28 protein-coding genes are annotated in these 22,860 nt (G+C 59.3%); 12 read left to right on the top strand and 16 right to left on the bottom strand.

The window, feature by feature from the left end; genetic code table 11:
• Window positions 1-9: 9 nt before the first annotated feature.
• Window positions 10-537: an SRPBCC family protein gene (locus ASC75_RS16100; protein ID WP_055977484.1), complete on the bottom strand. Its 528-nt coding sequence runs from the start codon at window positions 535-537 to the stop codon at window positions 10-12.
• A 110-nt stretch (window positions 538-647) separates the two neighbouring features.
• Between ASC75_RS16100 and ASC75_RS16095 the strand changes: the two genes are divergently transcribed.
• Entirely contained in the window at window positions 648-1,232 is a 585-nt protein-coding gene (locus ASC75_RS16095; RefSeq protein WP_082496620.1) for an ATP-binding protein, read from the top strand.
• A gap of 194 nt (window positions 1,233-1,426) precedes the next feature.
• Here ASC75_RS16095 and ASC75_RS16090 read toward each other — a convergent pair whose 3' ends face one another.
• Window positions 1,427-1,666, bottom strand: a complete 240-nt coding sequence (locus tag ASC75_RS16090; RefSeq protein ID WP_244487853.1) for a transposase — start codon at window positions 1,664-1,666, stop codon at window positions 1,427-1,429.
• Between the two features lie 244 nt (window positions 1,667-1,910).
• Between ASC75_RS16090 and ASC75_RS16085 the strand changes: the two genes are divergently transcribed.
• Genes ASC75_RS16085 through ASC75_RS16075 form a run of 3 tightly spaced genes read left to right on the top strand, consistent with a single transcriptional unit; the run spans window position 1,911 to window position 4,974 of the window.
• A complete protein-coding gene (locus ASC75_RS16085; RefSeq protein ID WP_055977481.1) occupies window positions 1,911-3,101 on the top strand; it encodes an HlyD family efflux transporter periplasmic adaptor subunit in 1,191 nt (396 codons plus the stop codon).
• Window positions 3,098-4,270 (top strand): FtsX-like permease family protein, encoded by a 1,173-nt coding sequence (locus ASC75_RS16080; RefSeq protein WP_055977477.1) that lies wholly within the window; start codon window positions 3,098-3,100, stop codon window positions 4,268-4,270. The genes ASC75_RS16085 and ASC75_RS16080 overlap by 4 nt, the downstream gene beginning before the upstream one ends.
• 2 nt (window positions 4,271-4,272) lie before the next feature.
• On the top strand, window positions 4,273-4,974 hold the full coding sequence (locus ASC75_RS16075) for an ATP-binding cassette domain-containing protein (protein ID WP_055977473.1): 702 nt from the start codon (window positions 4,273-4,275) through the stop codon (window positions 4,972-4,974).
• Between the two features lie 306 nt (window positions 4,975-5,280).
• On the opposite strand, the gene ASC75_RS26110 is transcribed toward ASC75_RS16075, so the two are convergent.
• The 3 genes from ASC75_RS26110 to ASC75_RS16060 all read right to left on the bottom strand — a co-directional run bounded on the left by ASC75_RS26110 (window position 5,281) and on the right by ASC75_RS16060 (window position 7,675).
• On the bottom strand, window positions 5,281-5,514 hold the full coding sequence (locus ASC75_RS26110) for a hypothetical protein (RefSeq protein ID WP_108679448.1): 234 nt from the start codon (window positions 5,512-5,514) through the stop codon (window positions 5,281-5,283).
• Window positions 5,515-6,158: 644 nt separating this feature from the next.
• Window positions 6,159-6,494, bottom strand: a complete 336-nt coding sequence (locus tag ASC75_RS16070) for a hypothetical protein (protein ID WP_055977471.1) — start codon at window positions 6,492-6,494, stop codon at window positions 6,159-6,161.
• Between the two features lie 749 nt (window positions 6,495-7,243).
• The gene (locus tag ASC75_RS16060) at window positions 7,244-7,675 is read right to left on the bottom strand and encodes a potassium channel family protein (RefSeq protein WP_055977756.1); all 432 of its coding nucleotides are present in this window, start codon (window positions 7,673-7,675) and stop codon (window positions 7,244-7,246) included.
• Between the two features lie 227 nt (window positions 7,676-7,902).
• Here ASC75_RS16060 and ASC75_RS16055 point away from each other — a divergent pair, with 227 nt between their 5' ends.
• The 8 genes from ASC75_RS16055 to ASC75_RS16020 all read left to right on the top strand — a co-directional run bounded on the left by ASC75_RS16055 (window position 7,903) and on the right by ASC75_RS16020 (window position 14,216).
• Window positions 7,903-8,727, top strand: a complete 825-nt coding sequence (locus ASC75_RS16055; protein ID WP_055977753.1) for a universal stress protein — start codon at window positions 7,903-7,905, stop codon at window positions 8,725-8,727.
• Window positions 8,728-8,748: 21 nt separating this feature from the next.
• Window positions 8,749-9,219 (top strand): GyrI-like domain-containing protein, encoded by a 471-nt coding sequence (locus tag ASC75_RS16050; protein WP_159091648.1) that lies wholly within the window; start codon window positions 8,749-8,751, stop codon window positions 9,217-9,219.
• Window positions 9,220-9,503: 284 nt separating this feature from the next.
• Window positions 9,504-10,037, top strand: a complete 534-nt coding sequence (locus tag ASC75_RS16045) for an Hsp20/alpha crystallin family protein (RefSeq protein WP_055977462.1) — start codon at window positions 9,504-9,506, stop codon at window positions 10,035-10,037.
• A 382-nt stretch (window positions 10,038-10,419) separates the two neighbouring features.
• Window positions 10,420-10,845, top strand: coding sequence for a DUF2267 domain-containing protein (locus ASC75_RS16040; RefSeq protein WP_055977459.1), 426 nt, complete (start codon window positions 10,420-10,422; stop codon window positions 10,843-10,845).
• 6 nt (window positions 10,846-10,851) lie between these two features.
• Window positions 10,852-11,517 (top strand): phosphoribosyltransferase family protein, encoded by a 666-nt coding sequence (locus ASC75_RS16035; protein WP_055977456.1) that lies wholly within the window; start codon window positions 10,852-10,854, stop codon window positions 11,515-11,517.
• 156 nt (window positions 11,518-11,673) lie between these two features.
• The gene (locus tag ASC75_RS16030) at window positions 11,674-12,510 is read left to right on the top strand and encodes a universal stress protein (RefSeq protein WP_055977453.1); all 837 of its coding nucleotides are present in this window, start codon (window positions 11,674-11,676) and stop codon (window positions 12,508-12,510) included.
• A gap of 284 nt (window positions 12,511-12,794) precedes the next feature.
• Window positions 12,795-13,727, top strand: coding sequence for a hypothetical protein (locus ASC75_RS16025; RefSeq protein WP_055977450.1), 933 nt, complete (start codon window positions 12,795-12,797; stop codon window positions 13,725-13,727).
• 27 nt (window positions 13,728-13,754) lie between these two features.
• Window positions 13,755-14,216 carry a pyridoxamine 5'-phosphate oxidase family protein gene (locus tag ASC75_RS16020; protein WP_055977446.1) on the top strand — a complete coding sequence of 154 codons (462 nt, stop codon included), beginning with the start codon at window positions 13,755-13,757 and terminating at the stop codon, window positions 14,214-14,216.
• A 52-nt stretch (window positions 14,217-14,268) separates the two neighbouring features.
• On the opposite strand, the gene sulP is transcribed toward ASC75_RS16020, so the two are convergent.
• The 11 genes from sulP to ASC75_RS15970 all read right to left on the bottom strand — a co-directional run bounded on the left by sulP (window position 14,269) and on the right by ASC75_RS15970 (window position 22,851).
• Window positions 14,269-16,053 (bottom strand): sulfate permease, encoded by a 1,785-nt coding sequence (gene sulP / locus ASC75_RS16015; protein WP_055977442.1) that lies wholly within the window; start codon window positions 16,051-16,053, stop codon window positions 14,269-14,271.
• A 78-nt stretch (window positions 16,054-16,131) separates the two neighbouring features.
• Complete coding sequence (locus ASC75_RS16010; RefSeq protein WP_055977439.1) at window positions 16,132-16,464, bottom strand: TIGR01244 family sulfur transferase; 333 nt, start codon at window positions 16,462-16,464, stop codon at window positions 16,132-16,134.
• A 29-nt stretch (window positions 16,465-16,493) separates the two neighbouring features.
• Complete coding sequence (locus ASC75_RS16005; protein WP_082496618.1) at window positions 16,494-17,378, bottom strand: MBL fold metallo-hydrolase; 885 nt, start codon at window positions 17,376-17,378, stop codon at window positions 16,494-16,496.
• An 18-nt stretch (window positions 17,379-17,396) separates the two neighbouring features.
• On the bottom strand, window positions 17,397-17,846 hold the full coding sequence (locus ASC75_RS16000; protein ID WP_055977437.1) for a DUF6691 family protein: 450 nt from the start codon (window positions 17,844-17,846) through the stop codon (window positions 17,397-17,399).
• A gap of 3 nt (window positions 17,847-17,849) precedes the next feature.
• The gene (locus ASC75_RS15995) at window positions 17,850-18,299 is read right to left on the bottom strand and encodes a YeeE/YedE family protein (protein ID WP_055977434.1); all 450 of its coding nucleotides are present in this window, start codon (window positions 18,297-18,299) and stop codon (window positions 17,850-17,852) included.
• 360 nt (window positions 18,300-18,659) lie between these two features.
• On the bottom strand, window positions 18,660-19,325 hold the full coding sequence (locus ASC75_RS15990; protein WP_199914478.1) for a Crp/Fnr family transcriptional regulator: 666 nt from the start codon (window positions 19,323-19,325) through the stop codon (window positions 18,660-18,662).
• 277 nt (window positions 19,326-19,602) lie between these two features.
• Window positions 19,603-20,298, bottom strand: a complete 696-nt coding sequence (locus tag ASC75_RS15985; protein ID WP_055977428.1) for a VIT family protein — start codon at window positions 20,296-20,298, stop codon at window positions 19,603-19,605.
• Complete coding sequence (locus ASC75_RS15980) at window positions 20,295-20,699, bottom strand: OsmC family protein (protein ID WP_055977424.1); 405 nt, start codon at window positions 20,697-20,699, stop codon at window positions 20,295-20,297. The genes ASC75_RS15985 and ASC75_RS15980 overlap by 4 nt, the downstream gene beginning before the upstream one ends.
• 136 nt (window positions 20,700-20,835) lie before the next feature.
• Window positions 20,836-21,474: an FAD:protein FMN transferase gene (locus ASC75_RS26760; protein ID WP_256371621.1), complete on the bottom strand. Its 639-nt coding sequence runs from the start codon at window positions 21,472-21,474 to the stop codon at window positions 20,836-20,838.
• Window positions 21,475-21,508: 34 nt separating this feature from the next.
• The gene (locus ASC75_RS26895; protein ID WP_256371622.1) at window positions 21,509-21,784 is read right to left on the bottom strand and encodes an FAD:protein FMN transferase; all 276 of its coding nucleotides are present in this window, start codon (window positions 21,782-21,784) and stop codon (window positions 21,509-21,511) included.
• Window positions 21,785-22,014: 230 nt separating this feature from the next.
• Entirely contained in the window at window positions 22,015-22,851 is an 837-nt protein-coding gene (locus tag ASC75_RS15970) for a universal stress protein (RefSeq protein ID WP_055977421.1), read from the bottom strand.
• Between the last annotated feature and the right edge of the window lie 9 nt (window positions 22,852-22,860).

Below are 22,860 nucleotides of genomic sequence, written 5' to 3'. Positions count from 1 at the left end.
GCGGCAGGATCAGCTATGAGTTGTCTTGAGCGGCTTCACTGGCTGGTGGTCGAAGTGTTTTTGTGCGTCCACAACCATCTGGCGCGTGCACCAGGCTGCATAGATGCCGCCAAAGACGCGGCCCAGAAGGCGTGTGAAGCCTCCCGCCGGCAAATCGTAGCGGATGTAGACACGCAAAATCGTTCCAGCTTCGGCTGTTGGCGCGAGTTCGAAGCCCATCATGTAGCGGCCGATCACCCAAAGACGCGGTTCCGCGGTCGTCTCCCAGGTTTTGCTGATGGGTGGTTCCCTGCCGGTGACGACTTCCTCCACGGACAGCGGAATGCCGAGAATGCGGCCGGTGAATCCAAACCTCGAGCCGACGTGCCGCGCTTGATCTGGCTCCATATGGATGTCCATGGAAGAGCCCAACATCATGCCCGATGACTGGCGCATATGCGCCGACAGGTTCGACTGGTCGTCGAGGAATTCATAGATCGCCGTCGGGGACGCCTCGATCAGACCATTTGTCTCGGCATATTTCGCATAGCGGCCCATGCCTGCCTCCCAGGATTGGGAAGAAATATGGTCCAGACTAGCACAATGCGTGTGCTGCCAATTGATCCCGATCAAGGGCGCGATCGCCACTGCGTGTCAGTCTGGCGCGTATGACAAACTGGTATGTGATCACCGGCGGACCGAGTTCGGGCAAAACGACGACCATCGAATTGCTCGCCAAGCGTGGCTATCGCACCACGATCGAGCACGCACGGCACTTCATCGACACGCAGCGCGTCACCGGACGGACGGTCGCCGAGATACGGGCCAACCAGCGCGAGTTCCAGAAGGGCGTTCTGCAGATGCAGATCGAGCAGGAACGAAACCTCGACCCAGACGAGGTATGCTTCCTCGACCGGGCTCTCCCCGATGCACTGGCTTACTACCGCTTTCTCTCTCTCGAGCCTGAGCCGGAACTGATCGAGGCGCTGAAAACCGCCTCCTACCGGAAGGTGTTCGTCCTCGATCTGCTGCCGCTCGCCAGGGACTACGCGCGGACCGAAGACACCGGCGCACAACGCCGGATCCATGAGTTGCTAATCGAAGTTTATCGGTCTCTCGGCTTCCCTCTTGAGACCGTGCCGCCGTTGCCTCCCGATGAGAGGGTGGAGTACATCCTGCGCCGCACAGCGAAGCGCGTTGATGGGGGCAAGCAGCAATCTGGAGCCGATGGTGGCAATCGCTTGACAGGTTGAATGCGGCAGGCTCGCGGGCAGGCAGACATGACCACTCGCTCCCTTAGTGCGCGTGCGTCAACAGGCTCATTCGTCGATACTGCTGGCTCCGCACAGAGCCAGCTTTGTGCATCAGCTCCTGTTCGCCCTTTCCAACCTCGTCGGCGCTTACGCGTCTTGTCTCGTGTTATGCGATGACCGGCTCCCTGTAGCGCTCACCGCTTGTCATCAATGCCCAGACCATCCGGGCGGTCTTGTTGGCGAGCGCAACCTGCAACCTTCGTAGTTCGCCGTGCCATCAGTTGCACGAGCCATGGCCGCCTGGTCCCGTTCCGCTCGGCATAGCGGATGACCGCCATCGCGCCGACCGCGAGCATCTGGCGCAGGTAGCGATTTCCGGCTTTGGAGATACTGCCGAGCTTCTCTTTGCCCCCGCTTGAGTTCTGTTTCGGCACAAGCCCGATCCAAGCCGATAGGCAGCCAGCGTCTGCCTTCTCAAATCGTTCGTTTTCGAACCGTCGTATCGTTCGCTTGCTCTGCGTCAAGTCGGATGCGCAGGTCAGATGATACACTGGCATCGGTTGTCAGAGAGAGGTGCATACGCTCCGTCTCGCGCGCAAACTCGATAAAGTGTCGGCCACTCACCGGGCGCAGAAAAAAGGAAGGGATATGGCAGTAACTCCGGGCAGCGATCTACCAATGGATCTAAAGCTTGCGGACGGCATCCCGCGTCGCGGGGGGCGGGGGTTCCGCAAAAGATATTTGCTCGTCCTGCTGATACCCGTCTTCATGTTCTTGGGCGGCGTCCTAGGTATGTACTTCCAGCCCGTACCTATCCAGAAGTTCTATGAGATTACCGGGCTGACGCCGGGTGCGGGATCCGCCTCGCCAATCGCGCTCCCTCCCAATATCGAGTTGCCGGCGCATTTGGCCGAAACGATGCTGCCCTCTGACGTCGTGGGGCTCGCCCGCGTGATACCGCGCGGTGATGTCTCGATCGTTGCAGCGCCCTACGGGGCCGGAGATGCGCGGCTTTCCGAACTGCTCGTCGGTGTCGGCGATTGGGTCGACCGGGGCACGCCATTGGCGCGCCTGGATAACTACGACGCACTCGAAAGCGCCGTTCTTCTCGCTGAGGCAAATCTGGCGGTACGTCAGGCTGCGCTCCTTCAGACCCGCAGCACCGTCTTGTCGAGCCGCGACGAGGCGCAGGCGACGCTCGACCAGGCTCGCTCCAATCTACGTGAAGCCGAAGCTAATCTCGATCGCACCGGGAAGCTCGCTGGTAGCGGGGTTGCTACCGGCGCTACGCTCGATACGGCGCGCGCGGCCGTCCAAGATGCCGCGCTCAGCGTGACGCGTGCCGAGGCAACGCTCGCCCGCTTCTCCTCGGTTCACCTCGACGAGCAGCCAGACGTAGTTGTCGCTGGCCGCAACGTTGCTGCCGCCGAGGCCGATCTTGCCAGGGTGAAGCTCGACACGCAGCGGGCGGTCGTTGTCGCGCCTATTGCAGGAACAATCCTCGACATTCACGCGACGCCTGGGCAGCGACCCCCGACGGAAGGGATCATGGAGATGGGCGACACCAGCCAAATGATGGCGGAGGTCGAGATCTATCAGGACCGGATTGCCAGCGTGCGAGCCGGCCAGCCGGTGGAACTGGTCGCCAGCGCGCTAGGGCGGACATTGCTGGGAACGGTGGAAAGCATCGGGCTGACCGTTGGCCGACAGGGCCTCATCTCCGACGATGCCGCCGCGAACACCGATGCGAGGGTCATTCGCATCCTCGTGGCTCTTGACGCCTCGTCGACGAAGCTGGCTTCGGGCTACACCAACCTGGAGGCTATTGCCCGCATTGACACGTCGGCGGCGACACGGGCCGCACGATGAGCCGCCTGCTGCAACGGCTCTTCGGGCGGCTCCCTATCGGCTGGTTGCAGTTGACCCACAATCGCACCCGCTTCGCGGCAGCGATCGCGGGCGTCGCCTTCGCCAACGTACTGGTCTTCGTCCAGCTCGGTATAATGAACTCGATGGCCGTTGCGACGCTTAGACCCTATGAATTTTTTCGGGCCGACATCATCATTTCAGCGGCCGACGCCAATGCGATCGCGGACGGAGGTAACGTTGCCCGCCAGTGGATGCTGCAGGCGCTGGCAAATCCGGACGTCATCGAAGGCATGGGCCTCTTCGTCGCCAACGTGCCTTGGGACCGGGGACAGACGGACATCAGTCTCACCACATTCGGAATAGATCCGTTCAAGCAGGACTTCATCTCCCCCAAGATTGCGGCCGACCTGAACCTGCTACAGGTGAACGACGCGGCGCTCCTAGACAGGCTCGCGCGCGGCATAACGCGAGACGAAGCTGTCGCTATCCGGCCGCAAACGCCGCTCTCCTTCGAGACTGACGGCCGCACCATCAAAGCCTACAACACTTTTTCCGGCGGTGGAGGGTTCGGCGGCGACGGCTACATGCTGGTCTCCGACCAGACATTCCTGTCGCTGTTTCCCGCGCGAAGCTCGGCCGCGCCCGATCACATCCTCCTGCGCACGAGACCCGGAACATCAGTGGACGAAGTGTCGGAACACCTGCGTGGCCAGATCTCGGATTCCTCGCTGCGCATCCGCAGCTATGCAGACGCGATGACCGAGGATTTGCGATACCAGCAGATGCGACGTCCAACCGGAGTGATATTCGGGTTCGGCGTCTTTATCGGCATACTGGTTGGCCTGATTATCATCTATCAGGTACTCTCCACCGATGTGGCGGACCACTTGCGGGAATACGCGACCTTCAAAGCCATGGGATATGGCTCGCGTTTTTTTCTGGGCATCGTATTCGAGGAAGCGTTGGTCCTCGGTGTCTTCGGCTTCATCCCCGGCCTGATCGTCGGCACAACGATTCTGACTGTAATGGCAAAGGTGACGACGCTGCCGTTATCGATGACGCTCGTTATGGCGGCCTCTGTCTTCGTCGGCACTATCGCAGTTTCGTCTCTGTCGGGAGCGATCGCCACCAGACGCGTCGCTGCCGCCGATCCAGCGGACCTCTTCTGATCATGGAAACGCTAGATCGCGACGTCATCGAAGTCTGCGGGCTTAACCACTGGTTCGGCATGGGCGATGCCCGTAAGCAGGCGCTCTACGATCTCAATTTCGCGATCGAACCTGGAAGCTTCACTGTGCTCATGGGGCCATCTGGCTCCGGCAAGACGACGGTGCTTACCCTGCTCGGTTGTCTTCGTGGCGTGCAGGACGGATCTGTGCGCCTACTCGGGGAGCAGCTGAACGGTGCCCGTGAAACCACGCTGATGACGCTGAGACGGCGCCTTGGGTTCATTTTCCAAGCGCACAATCTGCATGAGAGCCTGACGGCCTTGCAGAACGTGATCATGGGTATTCAGGTTCATGGTGATGTTTCGGATGAACTCGCACGCAAGGCAGCGGTCCATGTGCTTAAACTCGTGGGCCTGTCCGATCGAATAAACTATCTGCCCGCCAACCTCTCGGGCGGGCAGAAGCAACGTGTGGCTGTTGCCCGCGCACTCGTTGGAAACCCGGCTCTCGTGCTAGCTGACGAGCCCACCGCCGCGCTCGACGGCGACAGTGCATCCGAAGTCGTGGATCTCCTCAAGCGCCTCGGCAGCACCCGCGGCACGACCACTCTCCTTGTCACCCACGACAACCGGATACTCGAACGCGCAGACCGTATCCTTGTGCTAGAGGATGGTCGAATTGTCTCTGATACGGCACCACAATAGCGCACAGCGGGACTGCAGAAACTACACCACCCCTGATGCTTTTGGCGCGCTACGCGGGCCTCGCATAAACCTGAATTGACAAGTTTCAGTATCCTCACGGTTCGCCGAACGACCGGTAGTACAATCCCGGCCTGAACGGTCCAAGGGGCTTGGCGCTGTCTTTTTGACAACTGGTCGGCTCGTGGCGTCCGAGGTCCGCGGAGAGCGAACTCAACGCGGCCGCCCATAGACCCTTCTGGCAGCGAGATATCACCTCTCCAAGAATTCCATCTGCCCCACCCCAGCGGCACACTTCGCGGCAGCAGCTTATGCTCGCGCGTCGTGTGACCCAAGAACAGGACCGTTCTCAACTGCGTGAGATAAACCTGGCCTGCCCGACATATTCATGGTCTCACCCGCAATGAGATTTTCAGCAAAGACTATCTCTTCGTGAAAGGCTTGAAGGAAATCGCTCGCGAAATCCTGGAACTGCGGCGAGCGCGCGGCGCGGATATACAACAGACAGGCAATATTTGATAGTTGGCGCGAACCGTCGAACAACGACCTTTTCCGGATTGATCAGGGAGGTGACCATTGGGTCGACCAGCCTAATTCCCAGGCCGCTGTTCACATAGGATACGACGGTCGAGGAAAAGAGGCTCTCGACGCGTATGCGCGGCCTTGATCCGGCGAGTTGAAGCTGTGAGTTCTCGTCGAAGCGCGACTTTGCAGCGGCTCAGGGTCGCCGGTTCATCGCCGGGCAGCCATAAGCTTGTGCCGGAAGACTTCAGACGGTGTCTTGACGCCGAGACATTTGCGCGGTGTTGTATTGAGGTGGTCGCAAATGGGCGCGCCTTTCGAACACCCGACTATCTACCAACGGGCGAATTGCCCGACGGTCCTGGCGGATAAACTGTGTCTTGGACATGATCACAAAAACCAAATCCCAAGTCTAGTGATCAAACAGGGTATTGCCTCCAATAGAAAGTTAGCGGTTCGAGGAACCTGCGTTGTGAAACGCGTCTACTCGTCGATGGGGGTGGGGTCGAGAGGCTGGCGCGGGGAATGGCAGGTCGCGCCCGGAGTTTGGCTAAAAATTAGCTGCGGCTCATGCAGCGCCAAGATAGCGCCAGGCGTGTATTGAGTATCGCGGTGTGAAAAGACCTAGGCATTGGGACAGAACCCCTCGAGTAGGCCTTCGCTTTTCAATCCATAAGCAGCGCTAGGCCGGGGTATATTCTCTTGAGATTTGGCAGCGACCGTTGCTGCCATGCAATATTGCTATTGCCCCGAACAACCATCCGGACCTGAGGATGATTTCGGGCTTCAATCACCAATTTCGCCAGAATATTCCTGCCTTGCGAGTTGAGGAATTCCAGGTCGGATAGGTGCACCGTGATGGCTGGTGGCCCGGAGTTCAGAAGGTCCCGTACCAGTGACGTGATCTCAGGAGCGGCCTTGTTTTCTAGGCGCATCACCCCGCTGAAATATAGATCGTTTCCTTCGGCCCAGACATTGTAGTCGTCAGTCTTGATACCCATAGGGTCTGCCTTCAAAGACTCGGATAATCTATGAAATACTCGCTGGTTGTACCAGCCTGATCCTATACTGGAGATTGGAAAAGACCAGCATGAATAGGCTAAATGCGTCCTTTTGGGTTGCTAAGACCCATCTTTGCGCACTTGATATCTCGCGGATCGGCTGCATGGTGTGCGCCGTCTCGTTATATGCGGTGGCGAGGATGTAGGCGAGATGGCGGAGTGGCGTGCCACGGCGCTGCGCCTCGTCTAAGACGCGCTCGGCGCCGTCGACCTGGCCCTTCGTGAGCGACGTTCCGAACAAACCGGACGAGCGCGCGCAAGGGCGCGTAGAAATTGCTGCGATCTATGTGATTTCCTTCAGGTGTTAAGGGATAAGCTGGATTGAGCTTTTGCCGAGTTGCCGTAGGCCGCTAAGGCATCTATTCACGGGTTCAACACAGGCAACAGCGCACCTGCATGCGTGATAGTTTTGGATTCATCGCATACGCGGAAGATGAGCTTTACCACCGGGGGGCGTTATTCAGCGCGCTCCGGCTCCTCCATTACAATTCCGCCTCAACGATCCGAATCCTGACTGACAAACCGCACGTGTTTGACGAGTATCCCGTAGAGACGATCGAGCTTTCATAGGCTCAAAAGACGCAAATGTCGTTCGGCAGCCGCTATCATTTTGGCATAAAAGCGACGGTGAAGTTCGCCCACCTCCGATCGTAAGAGCAGGAATTTTGCCGTTGTTTAAGCGTGCTTGGTCAGAAATGCTCCCCGGACTTAAACGGACCGATTCGAGTTCCAGCGGCGATTAGATATGCCGTCGACCAACCAATTAGAAGAAATCCGTTCACGCCCTCGAGAGCTGCCAGCACGCGCCATGCGTGAGCAGGCACAATGTCGCCATAACCAACCGTCGAAAACGTAATGGTCGAGAAATACAGGGCGGTTTCGAAGTCCTCAAAGATATCAAGCAACCAGTAAAGGCCGGCCCAGAGCCAGACCTCGGTGGTGATGACGGCGAAGAGCCCCATCACCACGCTGATCATCGCGACTATGCGGCTGCGGCGCCCGTGCATGCGAAACCGGGCGACCAAGTATCGCATCGCATGCGTAACGGCGATCAGACCAAAGGTGTGGACCAGGACCGTTAGACTTATGACGATTGTGCCGATGAGCAGATTGAGGATCATGCGCGCAACAATAGCCACCCAGCAGTCTAGGTCCTTGTGCGAGATCAATCTTTGTGCCGGCGCAGGCCTGAATGTTTCCACCCAATCTTGCTGCTCGCTGGTATCTGACTTGCGGGCTGAGCCTGCGTGACTTTTGTCAAATGTGGCGATTTCCTATGCAATTTTTGACACACGTCAAAGCGCTGTTGTCCCGGGGGGGCATTGTCTCCTCAACAAGGAGCACGCCAATGAGCTTCAACACCATAATGCTTCAACTCGATATCGATAGTCCCGTCGGTCCTCGTGTCGCTTTCGCGAAGTCGATCGCCCTGAAGTTCGATGCGGACCTGATAGGCTTTTGCGCGGCTGAGCCCCGGTATGTGATGCCGGTGGGCGATAGCGACATGGCAATCGCGGACGAGATGCGGCGCCAGGTTGATGAGATTGAAGACAACCTCATCAAGGTCAAGGAGGACTTCTTCCGTCAGGTGGATGGCGACCGTCGGATCACATGGCGAGGCGAGCTTGGTAACCCCACCCAGTTGTTAGCGTTCAATGCGCGCGCCGCAGACTTGATTATCCTGAATTGCCCAAGGCCTGGGTCGACGGACGGCTGCCGCACTGTAGATCATGGAACTCTACTTCTCTCGGTCGGCAGGCCAGTGCTACTGGCACCTGTCGACTTCCAACCGGTCAAGGCAGAGGGAGTCCTGATCGCCTGGAAGGACACGCGCGAGGCCCGTCGCGCAGTTGTGGATGCCTTGCCGTTTTTGTCTTCTGCGTCTCGGGTGCGTGTCGCAACCCTTGAAAGCAACAATCTTGCAGCGGCTCGGCAGAGCGCCGATGACGTGGTCAGTTACCTGGGTCGGCACGGCATAACGGCAACCGCAGATGCCATCGATGTCGGGGAAGCGGATGAGTCCGAGGCCTTGGTGCAAATCGCCGCGGAGAGCGGGGCCGATTTGATCGTTTCGGGCGCGTATGGTCACAGTCGTATCAGGGAATGGGCCTTCGGTGGGGTCACTCGCTCCCTGCTTCGGTGCTCCTCGATAAGCCGATTGATGTCAAATTGAGCATGCCATCCAGGTGCAATGATGCCCGACTTTGAACTGGTTTCGATGTCTCCGCGGCCATACGCTTATGTCTCCAGGAGTTGCACTCTTCCGCAGATCTCCGGCGCGATGGCCGCGAGTTTCGAGACCCTGAGCGAAGCCCTCTCGAAAGCCAGGGTGCTGCCAGCGGGACCGCCTTTGGCCCACTATCGCGAGATTGGTGACGGCAAGGTAACCTTCGATGCGGGCTTTCCCATAAGCGAGGACCAGTTTCTGGCTTTGAGTGGATCAGGATTGGGGCTCGGAGCGACTGCCGCTGGACAGGCAATCAAGGCGTTGCATATCGGTGCATACGAGCGCCTATCCGATACCTACGCTGCGGTGCTCGACGAAATGCGCACGCGGGGTCTCGAAGCAACCGAAGACATGTGGGAGTCGTATTTGAGCCCACCGGGCACGCCTCAAAACGAGACTGCGACCGAAGTGCTTTGGCCCGTGCGAGGCACAGCCTGACAAACACGATATTGACCGGGCCGCGTTACTCAACATCCGCCTAGGCAACATCGCTGTAGGGTGGAGGGTGTGCAGAAGCTGCGCCGACAGGCACGGCCTTAACGCATTCATCATTCAGGTTTTGACCTACATCAATGAGTTCGACCGGAGTCCGGATCATCATGCCAGCCATGACGCATTGAGGCATGTTCAGGGTCGGTTGCCAAGGCACCATCCCTAGTCCCGAGGTGAGGGATGCAGCTTCAAGGAGGCGATCGGTCAAAGACTCCAAGAGGAACCATACCATGGCTGATATACCAACCAAACTGCCCGTACAGTCTGAGAAGGCAATTGCGCCTTCTCGGTCAAGTGATTGGATGCCGTTCGAAATCATGCGACGCGAGATCGATCGCCTGTTCGATGACTTTCATCCTTTCGACTGGCGTGGTGCGTTTCCGCGAACACTTGGCACACTTGAGCGGACGGCGCGACGAGGCGCCTGGCCTGTAGTTCCGGCGATGGACCTCGTCGAAAAAGAAACGGAATACGAAATTACCGCCGAACTAGCTGGGATCGATGAAAAGAACGTTGATATCAAGGTTGCCAACAATCTGCTGACCATCAAAGGCGAAAAGACCGAAGAGAAAGAAGAAAAGAAGAAGGATTATTTTCTCTCGGAACGCCGTTATGGCTCCTTTCAACGTTCTTTTCAGCTCCCGCAGGGCGTCGACGCCGAGAAGATCGAGGCGACTTTTGCGAAAGGTATCTTGACGGTGAAGCTGCCGAAGACAGCAGAGGCTCAGGAAGCCGAGAAGACGATCGCGGTCAAGGCCGGCTAACCAATATACCTCAGGGTCGATGCCAGCCGGGCACCGACCCTTTGCGCAGGGGCTGGATTGGGAGCGAGCGCTTGACGTCAAAAGACAGCATGGCGCGACTAGGGCCCGATCCGTCGGCAAGCGTTGCTGCGCTTCGCGACCTTGGTCTGTCTGACGAGGAGATCGCGAGATACTTCGTGACGACGCCGCAGGAAATACAGTCCTTAGTCCAGCGCGCCTCTAGCCGACGGTCGGGTGCCGCTTTCCCTCCGGGCCGTCCGAAAACTGATCCAGATCGGACTGACGACATGAATCCGACGCGGCCAATCGCGGATTGATCTTGCTCAATGAAGCCTGGTCATGAAGAGCGCATTGTTCCTTTGATGCACAAGGAGTGAAGACGATGAGCCACGCTTCAAGTTCGAGTTTCTCTCATGCCGCCCAACAGGCTCAGCAATGGGCAAATGAGTTGGCAGCTGATCTTGGTTGGCCTGAGCACCGAGCTCATCGGCTGTTGAAAGCTGTATTGCCGACGTTGCGCGACTGGCTGTCGCCCGAAGAGTCAGCGGACCTTTCATCGCAACTGCCAGAGCTGATCCGAGGGATGTACTTCGAGGGATGGAACCCGGCCACATCGCCGGCCGCGGAGCGTGAAAAGCGCGAGTTCGTTATGCGGGTTACTGAAACCTTTGGCCACGATTCGAGCATTAATCTTGATGAGGCGATAGGTGCTGTTTTCAGTCTTCTGGATCGACACCTTTCGCATGGCGAGATCGTTCAGGTCAGGAATTCGATGCGCAAGTCGCTGCGGCGATTGTGGCCGGAATGACAGTCGATGTTCCGCGATAGACAGGAAGCAGGCGAAAAACTTGGACGCGAATTGCAGGCCAGCCAGCTCCGCAAGCCTGTAGTTCTGGCACTTCCCCGTGGGGGCTTGCCCGTAGCTGCGGCAGTTGCAAAGGCACTTGATGCACCTCTCGACATTCTCATAGTTCGCAAGGTTGGAGCCCCGACGAATCCTGAACTGGCGGTTGCGGCAATTGTGGACGGTGACCCGCCTGACGTGGTCATCAATCGAGAGATTGTTGAAGCGTATTCGCTCAGTGATGACGAACTGGCAGCTCTGATCAAGATGGAGCGCCCCGAGTTGGAACGTCGACGGCAGCTTTATCGCGGCTCCGCTGGACCGCGATCGCTCGCGGGCAGGACGGCGATTCTTGTCGACGACGGTGCCGCAACTGGAACGACGATCAAGGTGGCATTGCGTGCGATCAAGCGTCGAGGCCCACTCCAGACTGTCGTTGCAATTCCCGTCGCGTCGTCTGACGCGCTCGCCACCATCGAACAAGAAGCGGACAAGGTCGTCTGCCTGAGCAAGCCGGGCCGCTTCCTGGCGCTTGGGTATCATTACGTTAGCTTTCCGCAACTGACGGATGATGACGTGACCGAGGTTCTCAGATGTGCGGCGGAGGAGCGGAAGCTACGGCATCCGTCAAGATGATATCAGCTTTGAAACACGCTTGACGGCTTATGGCCCTCTTTTGTCTTGCGAGATTGCTCCAGATCAATGCTGCGCCTCATCGCAGCGATCAATGTAGATCAGTTGCGGGGCGGTTTGGCTGCCTGATGCAAAAGCTCTTGCCTAAGGAGACGCAGAATGAAAATTCAGGTTTTTCTTCCGTTGGCGACATTTCCCGACGCGAACACGGACGCTGTGACCGTCAACGCTGTCGCCATTGCAGCGCAACTTCACGCCGATCTGCACGCCCTCGCACTCCATGCGAGAATTCCGCCAGTTTCGAGCCCACTTTCACGCATCCTGTTGGATCTTCCAGCACGCATCCGAGAAGCCGAGACCTTGAGCCTGCAAGCCGGTGGGCGGCTCCTTGCCAAAGTTGTCGATGAGGGCGCGAGACAGGATGTTGCTGTCACTACCGCATCCGAGGCCGTCCTCCTTGCCGCACAGGGCGACGTCGCCATGGAACAGGCCCGGTATTTCGACATCTGTGTCGTAGGCTGGGAAACGGACAACCAGACCTCTCGCATGATTGCAGAGGCGGTTATCTTCGGTTCTGGCAAGCCGACGGTCCTGCTGCCTGACTCGGCAAGTGCTGCCAGGATAGAGCATGTTTCGATCGCCTGGGATGGCAGTCGAGTGGCTGCCCGCGCAGTTGCCGATGCGCTGCCGTTTCTAGCGCATGCCTCAAGGGTTCACGTCCTTGCCGTCGTCGACGAAAAGCCCCTTAAGGCCGTGGACGGCGCCGAGAGGCTGGCGGCTTTGTTGAGAAAGCGTGGCTTGAACGCTGATGCAATGGATATCAAAGCGGAAGACTGTCCGATCGCAGTCACGCTGCAGGAGCGAGCGATCGAGTTGGGTACGGACTTGCTCGTGATGGGCGGATATGGCCATTCGCGCGTCAGGGATTTCGTACTTGGCGGCGCGACCGAGGGTGTTCTCTCGGATCTCCGCCTTCCGATATTGATGTCGCACTAGCTCGCACGAGGGGCTGCGATGCCCAAGGGCACTGGTGTGCTCCATCCGTTGTGCGGCTTGGCTCGCCCCGTAAAGCGGTTGCGCGCTGACGTACTTTCTGTTTTCGAAGCGAGCCAGCTTTATCATATGTAACCACCATCTGGTCGATGGGGCTACACTTCTGGTTAGCTGGCTTGCGCGCTGACGACACCGATATTGACGTGGATCAACGCATCGCGGTGAACATGGGCGATAAATGACGGCCTCAACACCCAGGCGCATCCAACAAGCCACGGAGGCGTAGCATGAGACTGGTGATATCGCTGGGCGGTAACGCACTCCTGCGCAAGGGGCAGGCGATCACCGCCGAGAACCAACGCGAAAATGCATCCCAAGCGGCAATGTGGCTCGCGCCGGTGGCGCGCGCCCACGACGTGTTGGTCACTCACGGCAGTGGCCCCCAGCTGGCGATGCTTGCGCAGCAATCCTTTTCGTACAGCGTTGCTGAGCCTACGCGGCTCGATTTGCTCTGTGCACAGGCCGGGGGCGAAACAGGCTATCTGCTCGCCCGCGAATTGCGCAATCGCCTTGGTGGCGACCGGCCGGTGGTCGCCCAGATGGCCCAGGTACTTGTCAATCCTGACGATGAGGCCTTCAGAAGTCCCACGAAACCGATAGGACCGTTTTATGAACGGATCCACGCTCACCAGTTGCGCCAGCAGCGCGGTTGGGATTTTTCGGAGTTCAATGGAGAGTATCGCCGGGTGGCGGCAGTGCCGCATCTGCAGGCGACAATCGAAGCCCACGCCTCTCAGTTGATGCTAGAGTCCGGGTCTACGGTCGTGATCTGCGGTCCTGTTCCAGTTGCCGAGCTGCCAACTGGCGGTCTGTCGGGCGTAGAAGCATTGCCTGATAAGGATGAGTTTGCATCCCTGCTCGCGCGCGAACTTAACGCCGACGCCTTGCTGCTTCTGACCGACGTGCTTTCGGTCGCCATCGACTATGGCAAACCCGAGCAGCGTCATGTTCGACAGGCTACTCCCGCGATGCTTCGCGCAACATCCTTCGATGCCGGTTCAATAGGACCAAAAATAGAGGCAGCGTGCGCCTTTGTTAAATCGTCTGGGAAATGGGCTGCGATCGGCTCGATCTCGAATGTCGAACGCATCTTGTCAGGCGATGCTGGGACACGTGTGGTCCCAACCATGGCTGGCGCGATTGAACTGTGGCCACGCTGAGCCACGCATTGATCGGGAGATCATGTCATGTGGGTTCGTGAACTTTCGACGTTGGATTGCACCAAGATTCTAACTCGTAGCCACTTTGGGCATCTTGGATGCGCAAAGGATGGGCGACCATATGTCGTGCCTTTCTATTTTTGCTACGCCGACAGCCGACTTTATGCGTTCTCGATGCCAGGACAGAAGGTCGATTACATGCGGGCCAATCCGTGTGTGTGCGTCCTTGTCGAGGAGAGGGGCGAGGGGAGGGAATGGAGGAGCGTGCTGGTCGATGGCCGCTTCGAGGAACTGAAGGATGACACGCCCCAGCACAAAGCTGATCGAGAACATGCCTGGACGCTGCTGAGCAAGCACGTAAATTGGTGGGAACCGGGTGGCCTGAAACCGTTTGAGCGGCCAGTCACCGACCACTCCTTGCATCTCTTCTTTCGCATCGGTGTGGAGCAGATTTCTGGTCGCGAAGCGAAGGAAGACGGCGTGCCTTGAAGCTGCCTCCGGATCGAGCAGGGATGGCGCGCATGGCGCGTAATGACGCGGTTCACTCCAGAGCTGACCTTGAACAAATACTCGCGGCATGACTTGGGTTGTCCGGGTAGTTCAGGCCCTGTTTTGCGGCAAGGGTCCGCATCGCGTCGTATTGTGACAGAAACACCTGCCCAGTCAGCGCATCGAGGAAATGGGATCTTTTCAACCGGTCCATCACCGGGCCTTTCACTTCTGACAGATGCAGCTTCACATCCATCGTCCTCAGGCGATGGTTGATAGCCTCCAGGCTTTCCAGTGCGCTCAGATCGATCTCGTTGATGGCAGAGCACATCAGCACCACGTTTGTGATCGGGCAATCGGTGGCGACGCGATCGGCGACGTAATCCTCGAGAAAACGAGCGTTGGCGAAGTAGAGGCTCTCGTCGATGCGGATGGTGAGAAGGGTCGGATCGGTAAGGACGGTGTGGCGGTGGATGTTGCGGAAATGCTGGGTGCCCGGAACAAGGCCAACCTCTGCAATATGAGGGCGCGAGGATTTGTAGAGGTGCAGTGCGATGGATAGCACCACTCCAGTTGATACGCCGGTCTCTACGCCCATCACGAGGGTCAACGCGGTGGTCGCGGCCACGGCGACGAAATCTGCCTTCGAATAGGTCCAGCTGCGCTTCAAGATCGAGAAATCGACCAAAGAAAGCACCGCCACGATGATCGTCGCGGCCAAGGCGGCCGTCGGGAGGAAGTAAATCAGCGGGGTTAGGGCGATGGCCGCGACGGCCAATCCTATGGCAGTAAAGGCGCCGGCGGCGGGCGTCTCGGCCCCCGCATCGAAGTTTACAACCGACCGAGCGAAGCCACCCGTCACCGGGTATCCTCCGGTGAAAGCCGCCCCGATGTTGGCGGCGCCCAGACCGATCAGTTCCTGGTCGGGGTCTATCCGCTGTCGCTTCTTGGCAGCAAGCGTCTGCGCGACCGAGACGGATTCCACGAACCCGATGACCGAAATCAACAACGCGGGAAGCAGCAGAAGGCCGATCAAATTGGTGGAAAATGAGGGCAGTGTTAGCGGCGGCAGTCCCTGTGGCACGACACCAACGATTTGCACTCCTTTTGCATCCAGTCCGAGGCCCCAGACCGCGACCGTTGTCACGACCACGGCAAGCACCGGACCGGCCTTGGTCACCATATCCGCCAGGCGCAGGCCGAGGCCGAGGTGACGCAGCATCGGTTTCAAACCCTTGCGGACCCAGAACAGAAACCCGGTGGCACCAATCCCGATCAGCAGGGTGATCCAATTCGTTGCAATGAGGTTCTCGACCAGCGAAACCACCATTTCGGGTAGAGTGTCGCCGCCTGCTCTGACACCCAGAATATGCTTGATCTGGCTGGTTGCAATGAGGATGCCGGATGCAGTGATAAAGCCCGCAATGACGGGATGTGACAGGAAGTTGGCGAGAAACCCCAGCCTCAAGAGACCCATCGCCAGCAGGATTGCCCCAGACAGTCCAGCCAGGGTCAGGGCGGCCACGGCATAGCCCATGGTCCCCTGTTCGGCGATATTGCCAATGGCAGCGGCCGTCATCAGCGACACTACCGCCACGGGTCCCACCGCCAACGCTCTGCTGGTACCGAAGATCGCGTAAAGCATGATTGGCGTGATCGAGGCATAGAGCCCGGCTTCCGGCGGCAATCCCGCCAGAAGCGCATAGGCCAGCGACTGAGGGATCAGCATGATCGTCACGATCACCGCCGCCAGCAGGTCGCCCGTCAGGGCTTGACGATCATAGGTCCGGCCCCATTGCAGGATCGGAAGATAGCGTGCGAGCAATGTGGCGGACATGGGACGAGACTTTTCTGGTTCTTCATGGTCCATGAGAGGCAGCTTCAGTGCATCTGCAGAAGGGGGCAGACTGCCGGGTCATCCCCGGATCGCGGCGAAGAGGCTCTGAGCCCGGGCGCCCGTGCGGCAATAGGCCAAAACCTTGCCTTGAGCCGTCGTCACGGCGGTGTCGAAAGCGACGACGTCATACTTGGTTGTTTGACCTGGCGTGACCGGAATGTGGAGCGCCTCGAGCCCTGACGCCTGGGCGGCAGCTTTGATCTCGGCAAAGCTGGGCTGGCCTGCATCCTCGTGATCGGGGCGGTTGCAGATCACTGTGGTAAAGCCTGCGGCCTTCAATTCGGCGAGCTGCACAGGCGCAATCTGCGGGCTGACCGCGAAATCCGGCGTGATGTGTTTGATGTCTTGCATTTTCGTTGTCCTTGAATGGAGGTCAGAGCTCAAAGCCTGTTGATGGGCACTTTGAGCATTGGCCGGCCGTCCTGGTCGGTCGGCACCTCGCCCGCGCGCATGTTTACCTGGAGCGATGGGATGATGAGTTTTGGCATCGCCAGCGTTGCATCGCGTTCGGTGCGCAAATTCACGAACTGCTCCTTGGTGGCTCCTTTGCCGACATGGATGTTGTGTTCTTTTTCCGCGGCCACCGTCGTTTGCCACTGGATGTCGCGGCCATTGGGGCCGTAGTCGTGGCACATGAACAGGCGCGTCTCGTTTGGCAAAGCCAGCACCTTCTGGATGCTATCGTAAAGTGTGGCGGCATCGCCGCCGGGGAAATCGGCACGTGCCGATCCGCCATCGGGCATGAACAGGGTATCTCCCACGAAAGCCGCGTCGCCCATGACATGGACCATGCATGCCGGCGTATGGCCGGGGGTGTAGATTGCCACCGCCTCCATGTTGCCGATCTTGTAGGTGTCGCCATCCTCGAATAGGGCGTCGAACTGGCTGCCGTCGCGCTGGAACTCGGTGCCTTCGTTGAAAATCTTGCCGAACGTGTCCTGCACGACCATGATCTTGTCGCCGATGCCGATCTTGCCGCCGAGAGCGCTCTGAATGTAGGGCGCGGCGGAAAGGTGGTCGGCATGCACATGCGTCTCGATGATCCACTCCAGCTTCAGGCCGTGCTTGCGGATGTAGTCGATGATGGCGTCGGCATGGTCATAGGTGATCCGGCCCGCCGCATAGTCGATGTCCATGACGGAATCGATCACTGCACAGGCGCTCGAGGATGGGTCATTCACCACATAGCTGATGGTATTGGTTGCCGGGTCGAAGAATGCCTCGACCTTTGGCTTGACGGACATGTTGATCGGATAGTCTGTCACGACGGTCTCCTTTCTGGTTCAGGTTTCACGGCGCAGCACGCGGGCTGCGCGCTCGCCGCTCAGGGCCATTAGGCCCTTGGCGCCAAAGATGCCGGCGATCAGCGCCGCCACGAAGGCGACGACCTCGATCCGGCCAGTTCCCAGGGCGGGGAGCGCGGCCCCCGGGCAGAACCCGGCGATGCCCCAGCCCCCGCCGAACACGGCCGAGCCGGCGAGTAGACGGGCATCGATACGCAGATTGTTGGGCAAGTGGAATTTCGCGTCGATGATCGGCGAGGACCTGCGCAAGACAATGCGATAACCAAGGAAGGCGATGATAACCGCCCCTCCCATGACGAAGATGAGGCTTGGGTCCCAGTTGCCTGCCACATCGAAAAAGTTGAGCACCTTAGCCGGGTTGGCCATGCCCGAAATCGAAATGCCCACGCCAAAGACAAGGCCGATGAGATAGGTCGTCAGAAGTCGCATGTCTCAGGCCCCCAGAACATGACGGATGACATAGACGGTCACCCCGGTGGTCAGCATGAAGGTCAGTGTTGCAGCGATGGAGCGGCGCGACAGGCGCGCCATCCCGCAAACCCCGTGTCCCGAGGTGCAGCCGGATCCGTAGGTCACGCCGATCCCGACCAGCAGGCCGCCCACCAGCAGCATCGGCATGGACACCGTTACCTCGACTGCGGGCATCTGCCCGGTCACGGCCAGCGTAGCAAGCGGCCCGCTGATCATCCCGGCCAGCAATGCAAGCCGCCAACCGGTATCTGGATGCGCAGACGGGGTCAGAACACCTGCCAGGACGCCGGTGGCTCCCATGATCCGGCCAAGGGTCAGCATCAGCAGCGCCGAGGCCAGCCCGATCAGAATGCCGCCTGAGAGGGATTGCCATGGGGTGAAAAGGGTTTCGATAATGGTTAGTTCCGGCACGTCTTGACCCCCAAGACGGCCCAGCCGTTGAGCAGAGCGGCAGCAGCGTTCTGCGCCTCGCCGACCTCAAGGCGAAGCGCGCGGTCTATGAATCTTACATTGGCAATCATTGTCGGTGATCTCCTGAGAACAGCACATGCCTATGCTCTTTCGACTTGCCGTTCAGTGACGATGTCACCAAGCGGAAGAAAAAAGACCTACAGGCTGACTGACAGGTTTGCGGATGGGGGCCGTCCGGACGCTGGAAAAATGTGTGATGTCGGATGGCGTCATTACAAATGGAGGGAACAGGCAACGCCTTAACCTGTGGATGATTGCTGTTTTGCGAGCGCTCCGATGGAAGCGACCCTGGGGGCAGATCTATCCAGCATCCAGGGCGGCGAGTCTTTCTAATCCGGCAATATCTACCAGATCGATCGTCCCGCGCGATTGCCGGATCCAGCCCCGTCGCTGAAACTCGCCCAACTGGCGCGAGACAACCTCGCGCGCGGTGCCCAGTTCGGCTGCCATCTGCTGATGCGTGGCTTTGATCTGTCGTGCGCCGCGCTCCAGATCGATCAGCTTCTGCGCAAGCCGGATATCGACGCGCTGGAAGGCGATGTCTTCGATGACCTGAAACAGATCGGTGATCCTTCTGGAATAGGCGGTGAATATGAAATTGCGAAAAGCGACCGACTGCGAGACCAGCTCATCGAAGACCGCGCGCGGGATGGCCACGGCGCGCACATCGGTTTCGGCGATGCCCTGGGCGGAATAGTCTTCGTGGGCCAACAGGCAGGCAGTAGTCAGCACGCAGCTTTGTCCAGCCTCGACTCGATACAGGACTATCTCGCGGCCACCTTCGGAGACCTGCTGCACCCGCACTCTGCCTTCCAGCAGCAGAAGCAGGTTCTCTGGTGACTTGCCGGGGCCGAAGACCACAGTACCTTTCGGGACCGCTATCACGGCGCTCTTTCGGGTCAGCGCGTCGCGTACGGCTGGCTCGAGACGGGACAAGCCCGGAAATTGCGTGATCCAGTCAGGCAAAAGGATCGCTCCTACATTCTAGGGCCCGGGTCCAGGCTACCCTGTTTAGTGACAGATACGTATGAGGAATATCGGCTCTCGGGTAGGCGCGGGCCATCGTCGGCGACTGCGACTGTATCTTTGGGCAGCATCATTTGCGGTTCTCCTGGTTGGGCGAATTGCGTACTTGGAAACGGGAAAGTGCGCTCAGGGGGAGCAGTCAGGCCACGCGGCTTTGGACGAAACTACAGGATAGGGTGGTGTCGGATATCGGGCTCGCCCGGAGTTGGCCGTTCACTCAGACAGCCGTCCCGATCAGCGCGCCAATGCCAGCAGTCAACGCCATCGCAAAGGCGCCCCAGAAGGAAACCCGCAGCATTGCTTTCATGACATTGGCTCCGCCTGCCTTCGCGCCGATTGCTCCCAGAAACGCAAGGAACAGCAATGAAGCAGCCGACACGACCCAGACCAGCGAAGCGGTGGGCGCCACAAGCACCATCGCTAGCGGCATCGCAGCTCCGACGGCAAATGTAGCTGCTGACGTAAAGGCTGCCTGGATCGGCCGCGCCGTCGTCATCTCCGAAATCCCGAGCTCGTCATGTGCGTGGGTGGCAAGAGCGTCTTTTGCCATCAGCTGGTCGGCGACTTGATGTGCAAGGTCAGTCGTCAAGCCGCGCTTGACGTAAATCTGCGCCAATTCCTCTCTTTCGAACTCGGGTTGCGTTTCCAGTTCCATCCGCTCGCGGTCGAGATCAGCATGCTCGGTGTCCGACTGCGAACTCACCGATACGTACTCGCCCGCCGCCATGGACATGGCACCTGCTACAAGCCCGGCCACGCCCGCGACAAGAACTTCCGACGTTCCAGCAGCAGCGGAGGCGACTCCGACGATGAGGCTGGCTGTGGAGACTATACCGTCGTTGGCTCCGAGTACTGCAGCTCGAAGCCAGCCGATCCGCGAAACGAGATGGTTCTCCTTATGCAGCCTGCTCATGCCTGCCTCTGGATGATGCCGTTCAGCGCGGTGGCTGCAGCGATCGTGTTTGAGATGGTGCCGTATTTGCGGACATTCCTGTGCAGCAATTCCAAACGCTGGTCCGTCTCGTCCGTGTCAACCGTCAGTACGTAGTCGATTGAGACTATTTTCGGGGGGCTATCCTGCCGCACGGCATGAACATCGACATGGGCACCTTTGAAGTCGAAGTGCAGCATCGGAGCAATGCGCTCGAGCCCCTTGATCATGCATGCCGCGACTGATGCGAGTAGCAGTTCCGCGGGATTGAAAGCATCAAGTCGACCATCAGGATCGGTACCAAGACTGATCTGTGCGGTCTTGGTCGTGGCAAGGGCGCCGTGGACATCCACCCGACGGGCTTCGACGTTGTACTCGAGCATGATGCGACCTCTCCTTTGGAGCGCGCTATGGACGACGCGCGAGAACGATTAATCCTAGCGCGTCAGAATTGCAGGAGAATTGATCTGGATCAGGTGGCAAAGGCAGAAGCGGCAAGCTTGATTCTACTTCAATGAATTATTTGCCAGAGATAGTGTCGAGTCCTCGCCGATACATGTCCGCGTTTTGGTACTCCAACTCCTCAGGCAGTGCAGGATCCCAGGAGCAGGAAGGCGACCATGGGGAGCCCACAGGCCAGATCGTTTGAGGCCAGGTCCGTCCGCCGTAGAGGGCGGCCCCGCCCAGGAAACCTCCCAGGGCAACAGCACGTTCTTTAGGCGGTCTGCATTCGAATGCTCCATCCCTCTGCGTGGCTCGCCCCGTCCTGTGCGGCCGCCGACGCCTGGGCCACCGCCTTGATGGTGCTCGGCCCCGGCGAGGGCGGGGTTCTGGCGCGGAAAGTCGGGATCGACGCCCTTTTCCTGCTTCGAGGCGAAGCAGATAGCATCCGTGCGTGCAGCGTCGGGCGAATATTCGCGGACGAACCGGCAATCGGACAACCGTGACTGAGGCAGGGGCATCGAGAAGTGGTGTGCCTCTACGCGGGTCCATGGTGTGCGAGAGCCGCCGTCCCTGCACCTCAACCCAGTGGCGGTAGTCGCCTGAGGTCGCCACGGCGCTGTCCTGCAGGGACAGGACCGAATGCGGTGCTCGCCGGTCCGGATCGGGCAGTTCCACGGCGACCGTCCAGGTCTCGCCGTCCGGCCTCCGTCCCATGGCCCGCATTTCGCCGTCTATGCCGGCCAGTGCATCACGGACTCCGAGGGTGGCTAGCGTTTTCGGCCAGCCGGTCCACCGCGAAGCCCTTGGCGATGCCGTTGAGGTCGAGCGCAATGGGTACAAGCTTCCGTACCTCCCCGTCGCCCAGCTCGATCGCTTCATGCGCGGGAATGCGGCGCGCCGTCAGGGCCGTGCGGATCAGGTCGGCGGCGGCGGCCGGGCCGAATCCCCAGGCTGTTACCGCATCGCCCACCCCGATGTCGAAAGCAGCGTCGGATACCTTGCCAACTGCCAGCGCCAGCCGCACGATCGCCCACCGCTTGGGCAGCGCGCTTACTCTTAGGTCACCGCGCCAAGACAGCCAGAGCCGGTTCGAAGCAAGTGTCCGGCTTGCGAGCGCAGTCACGCCCGAGACAAGGATCTGAGCTGAAGTTCAATCTGGCCCCATCACGTCGAAAGTGCCGAAAATCCCGCATCCTAACGGCAAGGCAGTTGCCCTTGTGGTCGAAGACAGCTTGAGCATCGGGCCTTGGCCATTCAGTGCGCCATGAATACGGGCTTTGAAAGGTCATTAAGTATCGACTTGGTAACGCCGCCGAACAACTTTTCGCGCAGGCGCGAATGGCCGTAGGCACCCATCACAACCAGGTCTGCCGACATATCCGCGGCATGTCGCTTCAGCACCTCAGCAACGCTCCGGCCCGAACTTGGAAGCCGCTCGACCATGACTTTCGCGCCATGACGGGCAAGATAGGTCGCGACGTCGGCGCCGGGTTCGGCACCTTGGTGGCTTTCTCCTTCGACAGGATCGACAAGAACCAGGCGCACATCATCAGCGGCCGTCAGCATGTGGATTGCCTCACGAACGGCGCGGGAGGCTTCGATGCGCGAATCCCAGGCAATCATCACCTTCCTTGGTTGCAGGCTTGGCCTCGATCCTTCAGGAACCAGCAGCATTGGTTTGCCCGACGAAAAAAGGGCGCCTTCAATGGTCTTGTCTTTGAGGGTGCCGTCCGACAATAGTTCCGGTCCAATGAGGGTCAGGTCGGCGTAGCGGGCCCGCCGACCGATGATTTCATCGGCCCAGCCGATTTCGGCATAGGCGTTGGTAACGTCGGCGGATATCGCGGAGCTGGCCAGCAGGTGCGAAACTGCGCCGGTCCGTTTTCCGAGCTGTTCGAGGTCGGCGCGACGTTCTTCCATCCAGGCATCGGAGATCGGAGCCGCGTAGTCGCCAATCGGTGGCGGGGCGGCGAGTGCCACCGCAAGCACAGATAGGTGAGCGCCGACTTCTTCACACAGGCTGGTCGCCAGCTTGATGTCGTTGTCGCCGCGATGCGTACCGGTGACCGTTAGAATTGTCTTGAAGGGCATAGCGTGGTT

The sequence above is a fragment of the Aminobacter sp. DSM 101952 genome, from assembly GCF_001424795.1.
In the GTDB taxonomy this organism is placed as follows: Bacteria; Pseudomonadota; Alphaproteobacteria; order Rhizobiales; family Rhizobiaceae; genus Aminobacter; species Aminobacter aganoensis.
Note: the sequence above shows the minus strand (reverse complement) of the source record. Positions and strands in the feature narration are given on the sequence as shown.

Bases quoted from the DNA above. Each gene is read 5' to 3' on its own strand.
- ASC75_RS16020 (WP_055977446.1), top strand. From the start codon at position 13,755: ATGTGGGTTCGTGAACTTTCGACGTTGGATTGCACCAAGATTCTAACT.
- sulP (WP_055977442.1), bottom strand. From the start codon at position 16,053: ATGTCCGCCACATTGCTCGCACGCTATCTTCCGATCCTGCAATGGGGC.
- ASC75_RS16010 (WP_055977439.1), bottom strand. From the start codon at position 16,464: ATGCAAGACATCAAACACATCACGCCGGATTTCGCGGTCAGCCCGCAG.
- ASC75_RS16080 (WP_055977477.1), top strand. From the start codon at position 3,098: ATGAGCCGCCTGCTGCAACGGCTCTTCGGGCGGCTCCCTATCGGCTGG.
- ASC75_RS16095 (WP_082496620.1), top strand. From the start codon at position 648: ATGACAAACTGGTATGTGATCACCGGCGGACCGAGTTCGGGCAAAACG.
- ASC75_RS16030 (WP_055977453.1), top strand. From the start codon at position 11,674: ATGAAAATTCAGGTTTTTCTTCCGTTGGCGACATTTCCCGACGCGAAC.
- ASC75_RS26760 (WP_256371621.1), bottom strand. From the start codon at position 21,474: ATGGGACGGAGGCCGGACGGCGAGACCTGGACGGTCGCCGTGGAACTG.
- ASC75_RS15985 (WP_055977428.1), bottom strand. From the start codon at position 20,298: ATGAGCAGGCTGCATAAGGAGAACCATCTCGTTTCGCGGATCGGCTGG.
- ASC75_RS15970 (WP_055977421.1), bottom strand. From the start codon at position 22,851: ATGCCCTTCAAGACAATTCTAACGGTCACCGGTACGCATCGCGGCGAC.
- ASC75_RS15980 (WP_055977424.1), bottom strand. From the start codon at position 20,699: ATGCTCGAGTACAACGTCGAAGCCCGTCGGGTGGATGTCCACGGCGCC.
- ASC75_RS16075 (WP_055977473.1), top strand. From the start codon at position 4,273: ATGGAAACGCTAGATCGCGACGTCATCGAAGTCTGCGGGCTTAACCAC.
- ASC75_RS16085 (WP_055977481.1), top strand. From the start codon at position 1,911: ATGGATCTAAAGCTTGCGGACGGCATCCCGCGTCGCGGGGGGCGGGGG.
- ASC75_RS16055 (WP_055977753.1), top strand. From the start codon at position 7,903: ATGAGCTTCAACACCATAATGCTTCAACTCGATATCGATAGTCCCGTC.
- ASC75_RS16100 (WP_055977484.1), bottom strand. From the start codon at position 537: ATGGGCCGCTATGCGAAATATGCCGAGACAAATGGTCTGATCGAGGCG.
- ASC75_RS16045 (WP_055977462.1), top strand. From the start codon at position 9,504: ATGGCTGATATACCAACCAAACTGCCCGTACAGTCTGAGAAGGCAATT.
- ASC75_RS16070 (WP_055977471.1), bottom strand. From the start codon at position 6,494: ATGGGTATCAAGACTGACGACTACAATGTCTGGGCCGAAGGAAACGAT.
- ASC75_RS16025 (WP_055977450.1), top strand. From the start codon at position 12,795: ATGAGACTGGTGATATCGCTGGGCGGTAACGCACTCCTGCGCAAGGGG.
- ASC75_RS16050 (WP_159091648.1), top strand. From the start codon at position 8,749: ATGCCCGACTTTGAACTGGTTTCGATGTCTCCGCGGCCATACGCTTAT.
- ASC75_RS16035 (WP_055977456.1), top strand. From the start codon at position 10,852: ATGTTCCGCGATAGACAGGAAGCAGGCGAAAAACTTGGACGCGAATTG.
- ASC75_RS16000 (WP_055977437.1), bottom strand. From the start codon at position 17,846: ATGCGACTTCTGACGACCTATCTCATCGGCCTTGTCTTTGGCGTGGGC.
- ASC75_RS16060 (WP_055977756.1), bottom strand. From the start codon at position 7,675: ATGATCCTCAATCTGCTCATCGGCACAATCGTCATAAGTCTAACGGTC.
- ASC75_RS16040 (WP_055977459.1), top strand. From the start codon at position 10,420: ATGAGCCACGCTTCAAGTTCGAGTTTCTCTCATGCCGCCCAACAGGCT.